The organism is Endozoicomonas sp. (assembly GCF_031844845.1).
In the GTDB taxonomy this organism is placed as follows: domain Bacteria; phylum Pseudomonadota; class Gammaproteobacteria; order Pseudomonadales; family Endozoicomonadaceae; genus Endozoicomonas.
The window spans coordinates 1-6,349 of the sequence record NZ_JAVRMB020000210.1; the positions used below are offsets into that span (position 1 = coordinate 1).

The window sequence follows — 6,349 nt, forward strand, 5'->3', positions numbered from 1 at the left end:
AGCGCCAGGACCCAACCACAGACACGATTCCTGCGGTTGGCTATGCATTCCCACGCAGAGCGTGGGAACGAGGTTCCTGGTGGGTTTTGCGACAGCCTCCTGCGCGGGAAAGACGGAGGGTCAACCTTTTGCGACAACCTCCTTCGCGGGGATGACGATGGTATATTTTAATCGCAGCTTCCCTAACAACTTAAAATTAAGGGTACTTTTGAATTCCAGGCGGGAATGTTGCCGGTCATAATTTTCACTGAAAAACTACGTCAACCTATAAACCATAAGGGATGGATGGCCATACTGGCTGAAAAAAGCTACTCACTTAAGAGCCCAAAGAACCCGGAAATCGTACACAGCCCGACAGACTCCTATAAATAAGGATACCCATATGAAGATTGATCGTCCTTTACCTACACCACCCCGAACTGTGCCGCCCTCTCCCCAGAAGTCCGAGGCGCCCAAGGGATTGCACTATTGCTTCGCTGCATACTCTGTAGTGAAACTAAGCTCTTCCGTCGGCGCTCTTATCGGGTCTACTCAAACTGCTGCTGCGGCTGGAATTCTCGGCGGGGCAGCAATAGGAATTGCCGCTAGCTGCCCTATCATCACTGCAATTGGCCTTGTGTATCGATCTAAACACAAAAAAATAGCACCACTACAAACTGATAGCTTACTACAGTCTCCGAAAAGCCAGCATATCGACAGGGCGGCAGTACCGCCAACAGTCCTAACAACTGCAAACACCCAGACACCTTCGAAACAGGATCGCGCCATGAGGGAATCAGAGACAAAACCGGCAAGTGCAGACAGGCATACCGAAGAAACCAACTCCCCTCCCTCTTATGATGAAGTCATGAATCATGTGCAGGTATAAGCTATCGAGAAAAAATGCCACAACACACCAAAGTATGAAACGAGGAGGTTTTCCAAAGTAACCAGGAAAATCTGAGCCTTACTTTTTTGCAGGCATAAAAAAACTCCCCACCGCATTCCTCGTTGAGGAACACCATGGGAAGTTTTTCCTGTAGTCCGACAACCCGCCGGGAAACCCGACAGGTTGACTGAATACAGAGTATCAGCGCTTGGAGAACTGAGGACGCTTACGCGCTTTACGCAGACCCACTTTCTTACGCTCAACTTCACGAGCGTCACGAGTCACGTAGCCAGCCTTACGCAGAGAAGGACGCAGAGTCTCGTCATACTGCATCAGCGCACGGGTGATACCGTGGCGGATTGCACCAGCCTGACCGGAACCGCCGCCACCAGATACAGTGATCATGATGTCAAACTTTTCCGCCAGTTCAGTCAACACCAGAGGCTGACGAACAACCATCCGTGCAGTTTCACGACCGAAGTATTCTTCCAGAGTACGGCCATTGACAGAAATACTGCCAGTACCAGTTCTCAGGAAAACACGTGCGGTTGAGGACTTACGACGTCCAGTTCCGTAGTATTGTGTTACAGACATAACCACCCCTGATTAAATTTCCAGTTGCTGAGGCTGCTGAGCAGCATGTGGATGCTTGCTTCCGGCATAAACCTTCAGCTTGCTAAACATGGCACGACCCAAAGAATTTTTGGGCAGCATACCTTTAACAGCCAGTTCAAGGACCATCTCAGGCTTGTGTCCAATCAGCTTTTCAAAGCTCATGGACTTCAGGCCGCCGATGTATCCGGTGTGGCGATGGTACATCTTGTCAGTAGACTTGCGTCCGGTAACACGTACTTTCTCGGCGTTTATTACGACGATATAGTCACCAGTGTCCACATGAGGCGTGAACTCTGGCTTATGTTTGCCGCGCAGACGAGAGGCAATCTCGGTTGCCAGACGACCCAGCGTCTTGCCTTCGGCATCAACGACGAACCAGTCACGTTTTACGGTTTCTGGCTTTGCACTAAAAGTTTTCATTAAATTCGCCTCTATGATATTGCTCACGCAATACCTGTTCTTACATGGCCGTTCCCTGTTGAACAAGAGCCAGGCTAATAGCCCCAGATCAACAATACCGGCCTGTTCAAAACATTGGGCGCTCAATCGGGAAACGGGAGCCGCATTATACCGTTTGATACAAGGAAAGAAAGCCCCAAGTAAAAGAACCGGTCTAAAAGATCAAACCATTTCAGACGTTATCATGCCCCCATCAATACCTGACAGAATACTGGCAACCAGTTACAATCGCCCAAAATCATACACTGGCAGATAAGGAACACCATGCGCGACTTTATTATTGCTCCCAGCATTCTTTCCGCAGATTTTGCCCGCCTGGGCGAAGAAGTTGACAATGTTTTGGCCGCCGGTACCGACTGGATTCATTTTGATGTTATGGACAATCACTACGTCCCCAACCTCACCCTGGGGCCAATGGTCTGCAAAGCCCTGAGGAAACATGGCGTGACTGCGCCCATTGATGTTCACCTGATGGTCAGTCCTGTGGATCGCATGATCGGTGACTTTATTGAAGCCGGCGCCAGCATGATTACTTTTCACCCGGAAGCCTCCGGACATATTGACCGCAGCCTGCAAATGATCCGGGAAGGTGGCTGCCAGGCTGGACTCGTATTGAATCCAGCCACCTCTCCTGATGTTCTCAAGTATGTTATTGATAAGCTGGATATGATTCTTTTAATGTCGGTCAATCCAGGTTTTGGCGGCCAGAAATTTATTCCCTCCACCCTGAAAAAGCTGTGTCAGGTTCGCAAAATGATTAATGACAGTGGGCTGAGCATCCGCCTCCAGGTCGACGGCGGCGTTACTACCCATAATATTCGTCAGATTGCCGAAGCCGGTGCAGATACCTTTGTTGCGGGCTCCGCTATTTTTGGCGCAGAAAACTATAACGATGTGGTTGCTCAGATACGCTCTGAACTGTCTGAAGTAGTGGCTCTATAAATGAACGATTCATTATCGAACAGCCACCCGTTCATTAAGAACCTTTCACTGGTTATGTACGATCTGGACGGCACTCTGGTTGAGAGCGTTCCGGATCTTGCTTTTGCCCTGGACAAGATGCTTCTTGATATGAATAGGCCTGCCGCCGGGGAGCCCAAAACCCGACTGTGGGTTGGCAATGGTATCCCAACCCTGGTAAAGCGAGCTCTGGCTGATGATATGAAGGGTGATCAACCCGGCAGCGTTGATCAGCGACTGTTTGAAAAAGCTCATGAGCGCTTCAGGTTCCATTATGGTGAAGCGCTGGGTCTGTACTGTTATCTCTACCCGGGCGTCTCTGAATTTCTCCAGGCAATGAAAGATCGCGGCATAAAACAAGTGGTCATTACCAATAAAAGCGAGCAGTTTAGCCATCGCCTGTTACAGCTGATGGGGATTGAACACTATTTCGAACGGGTATTAGGCGGTGACAGCCTGCCAGAAATGAAGCCCCATCCGATGCCACTGCTTCATGCCATGAAAATGCTGGATACCCCGACACATCAGGCACTCATGATTGGGGACTCCATCAATGACATTCGTGCCGCAAAAGCAGCCGGTGTCAAAGTGATTGGTCTGCCCTACGGCTACAACCATGGGGTCCCTATTGAAGAAGCCAACCCGGACCTCGTGGTCTCTTCTTTAACTGAACTGCTCTAACCCTCCAATTCAGGTATACACTACTCAATGTTTAACCGACGACGGTCACTCAACAAGAGTGACCGTCGTCTCCGAAAACCGTTAGCCCCTGATACCCTGAAAATTTGAAAATAATAAAACGCAGAGACTTTTAACGAGTCTTTCTTTGCTTTGTATAACACGGAAAAATGCCCTGTTAATGAAAATGACATGTGAAGAAGTTTTGCCATTTAAAGTGGGCATTGTCGGCGGCGGCATGGCAGGTTCGACAGCGGCGTTGAAAATGGCAGGACTTGGCATAGAAACCCATTTATTTGAGGCTAAAAACAGCCTTGTCAGCGGCCCGCCTATCTGCCATTTGCACGCCGGTGGCAATTTATATCGAGAGATTTCCGAGTCACAATGCGTCGCACTTTTAGAGCAATCCATTGCTACTATCCGCGCTTTTCCCGGCTCGGTGAATCATCGCCCAACGGTGATTGCCACCCCTTCTACCGATCCCGATGAGTCGGAGGCGGTATTGCACCGTTTGAAGGCGCTGATGCAGCATTATCGCGACATGGTAATGCGTGATCCAGAAAATGAAGTGCTTGGCAAACCAGACGATTATTTCACCCTCTACAACAAAGAAGATATTTTACAACTGGCCAGTCGCCCCTTACCCCAACAGCCAGCCACCGCCGATGACTGGATGATCCCCGTTGCCAGGTTTATGACCCATGAGGCCATAAAATCCCCGTTGTTTTTGGTACAAGAATTTGGTTTGAGTGTGTTTCGACTGGCAGCGACCACTGTCCTGGGCTTGGAAGCTTCGTCTAAAGCCCATCTTCACCTGAATCATCAGGTTGTGAATCTGGAGGAATCTTCACATGGATGGATCATTGAAACACACGACAACCACAGGCAATGCCATCAATATCAAGTGGATTTTCTAATCAACGCCAGCGGGTTTCAAACTGGCATGCTTGATGACATGGCCAATCGGACGCGAAAACGCTGGGTGGAATATAAAGCTGCCTATCTGGCGCACTGGCCGTCACAACAAGGTGTGTGGCCTGAAGTCATCGTGCATGGTGAGCGGGGAATGCCAAATGGAATGGCGCAATTTACCCCGTATTCCCAGGGGTTTGTCCAGCTACACGGAATGACGAAAGACATTACTCTGTTTGAGGGTGGCCTGGTGGCAAGTGATGCCCATAGTGCTCAGCCATTTTTACCTGACGCATTATTGTACAAAATAAAGCACGGCTGGCAATGGGCAGATATTTGTTCACGCACTGAGCGCGCAATTACTCACTTCGGTCAGTGGGTGCCAACTTTTACTACCGCAGAGGTGGGAGGGTATCCGCTGTGTGGTGCGCAACAAATCCCGGGCGACGATCCTACTCTTCGCGCTGCAGACGCTTCCTTTGACGGGCCTCGTTATGCGCGCATGGAAATAGTGAAGGCATCTTCAGCATTGCAGGCAGTTGAGCAGGTGCTTGAGCATTGTGCAAAACATGGCTGGATCACCTTGCCGGAAGGTTGGCAGCAGCCATCTTTACCCTTAACAAATACCCTTGATAACGCCCGAATTATTGAGAAAGCCAAAGCCATTGCAAAACATCGCGGGTATCCCGAAGCCCTGGCGCTGCCATTTCCTGCGTTATCCAATTAACGGCGAAACTTTTAAATCCCCTTCTCCGTTTAAAAGAGTGGTCTATTCTTGGACAGCATCACAGGTTACCAGTGCACCATAGCCGTCTGGAGTGATGCCCAATGAAAACCGCTCTCACCCCCATGGATTTTGCCCGCAGGACCCGATCTTTATACGCCGATCGGGAAGCGGTTGTCGATGGCGATTTACGGATGAGCTACACCCGGTTTTTTGATCGCTGCGACCGTTGGTCCAACGCCCTGCAGAAACTGGGAATCAAGCCCGGTGACCGAGTTGTTTACATCGCCCCCAACACCCATTCTCAGCTGGAATCCTTTTATTCGATACCGCAAATTGGTGCGATTATCGTCCCTGTTAATTACCGTTTAAGCGCCGACGATTTTATTTACATCATCAATCACTGCGGTGCAAAAATGGTTTGCGTCGCCAGCGACTACCTGGAGGTAGTGGAGAACGCCCGCGAAGCCATGCCCGACGTGGAACACTTTGTTGCCCTTGAAAATGTAAACACCATCCAGTCGCCTCAGCAGGCCTGGCTGGACTATAACGAGGCATTGAAAAATGCCCGCCCCACATTCACCCCACCGGACATTGATGAGAATGATTTAATTTCCATCAACTACACCAGTGGTACCACCGGTCGCCCGAAAGGGGTCATGATTTCCCACCGCAATGCCTATATGAATATTGTTGGCACGTTGCTGCATTTTGATATCACCGCCAGCGATCGGTACCTGTGGACTGTCCCCATGTTTCATGCCAATGGCTGGACCTTTGTCTGGACCATAACCGCTCGCGGCGGTACCCACCTCTGTTTACCGCAGGCGAAGCCTGAAGCAATTTTCCACGCCATCAAACAGGAACAGGTCACCCTGTTTTGCGCTGCGCCCACCGTACTGATCAGCATGGCCAATGCGCCGCAAAACCTTCGTCGGGATATACCCCGGGGACTGCGAGTCATCACTGCAGGCTCACCACCGGCCGCCATCACTATTGAGCGGATTGAGGAGGAACTGGGCTGGGAGCTGACCCAGGTATACGGCATGACGGAAACGTCGCCATTTATTACCGTCTGTGAACAGCGCCCGGAGCACGATCAACTGTCAGCCAATGACCGCGCGACCATAAAA

General features: G+C 50.4%; 6 protein-coding genes. 4 read left to right on the plus strand and 2 right to left on the minus strand.

Annotated elements, in window-relative coordinates; genetic code table 11:
- Positions 1-1,069: 1,069 nt before the first annotated feature.
- Together rpsI and rplM are read right to left on the minus strand one after the other, a co-directional pair.
- The gene (gene rpsI / locus RM811_RS10895) at positions 1,070-1,462 is read right to left on the minus strand and encodes a 30S ribosomal protein S9 (RefSeq protein ID WP_402523962.1); all 393 of its coding nucleotides are present in this window, start codon (positions 1,460-1,462) and stop codon (positions 1,070-1,072) included.
- Positions 1,463-1,474: 12 nt separating this feature from the next.
- Positions 1,475-1,903, minus strand: coding sequence for a 50S ribosomal protein L13 (gene rplM / locus RM811_RS10900; RefSeq protein ID WP_402523965.1), 429 nt, complete (start codon positions 1,901-1,903; stop codon positions 1,475-1,477).
- A 303-nt stretch (positions 1,904-2,206) separates the two neighbouring features.
- On the opposite strand from rplM, the gene rpe reads away from it, so the two are divergent.
- The 4 genes from rpe to RM811_RS10920 form a co-directional block, all read left to right on the plus strand.
- Entirely contained in the window at positions 2,207-2,884 is a 678-nt protein-coding gene (gene rpe / locus RM811_RS10905; protein WP_402523967.1) for a ribulose-phosphate 3-epimerase, read from the plus strand.
- Positions 2,885-3,583, plus strand: a complete 699-nt coding sequence (locus RM811_RS10910) for a phosphoglycolate phosphatase (RefSeq protein ID WP_402523970.1) — start codon at positions 2,885-2,887, stop codon at positions 3,581-3,583.
- Between the two features lie 178 nt (positions 3,584-3,761).
- Entirely contained in the window at positions 3,762-5,219 is a 1,458-nt protein-coding gene (locus RM811_RS10915; protein WP_402523972.1) for an FAD-dependent oxidoreductase, read from the plus strand.
- Positions 5,220-5,320: 101 nt separating this feature from the next.
- The coding region (locus RM811_RS10920) for an AMP-binding protein (RefSeq protein WP_402523975.1) at positions 5,321-6,349 on the plus strand (1,029 nt) is incomplete at its 3' end.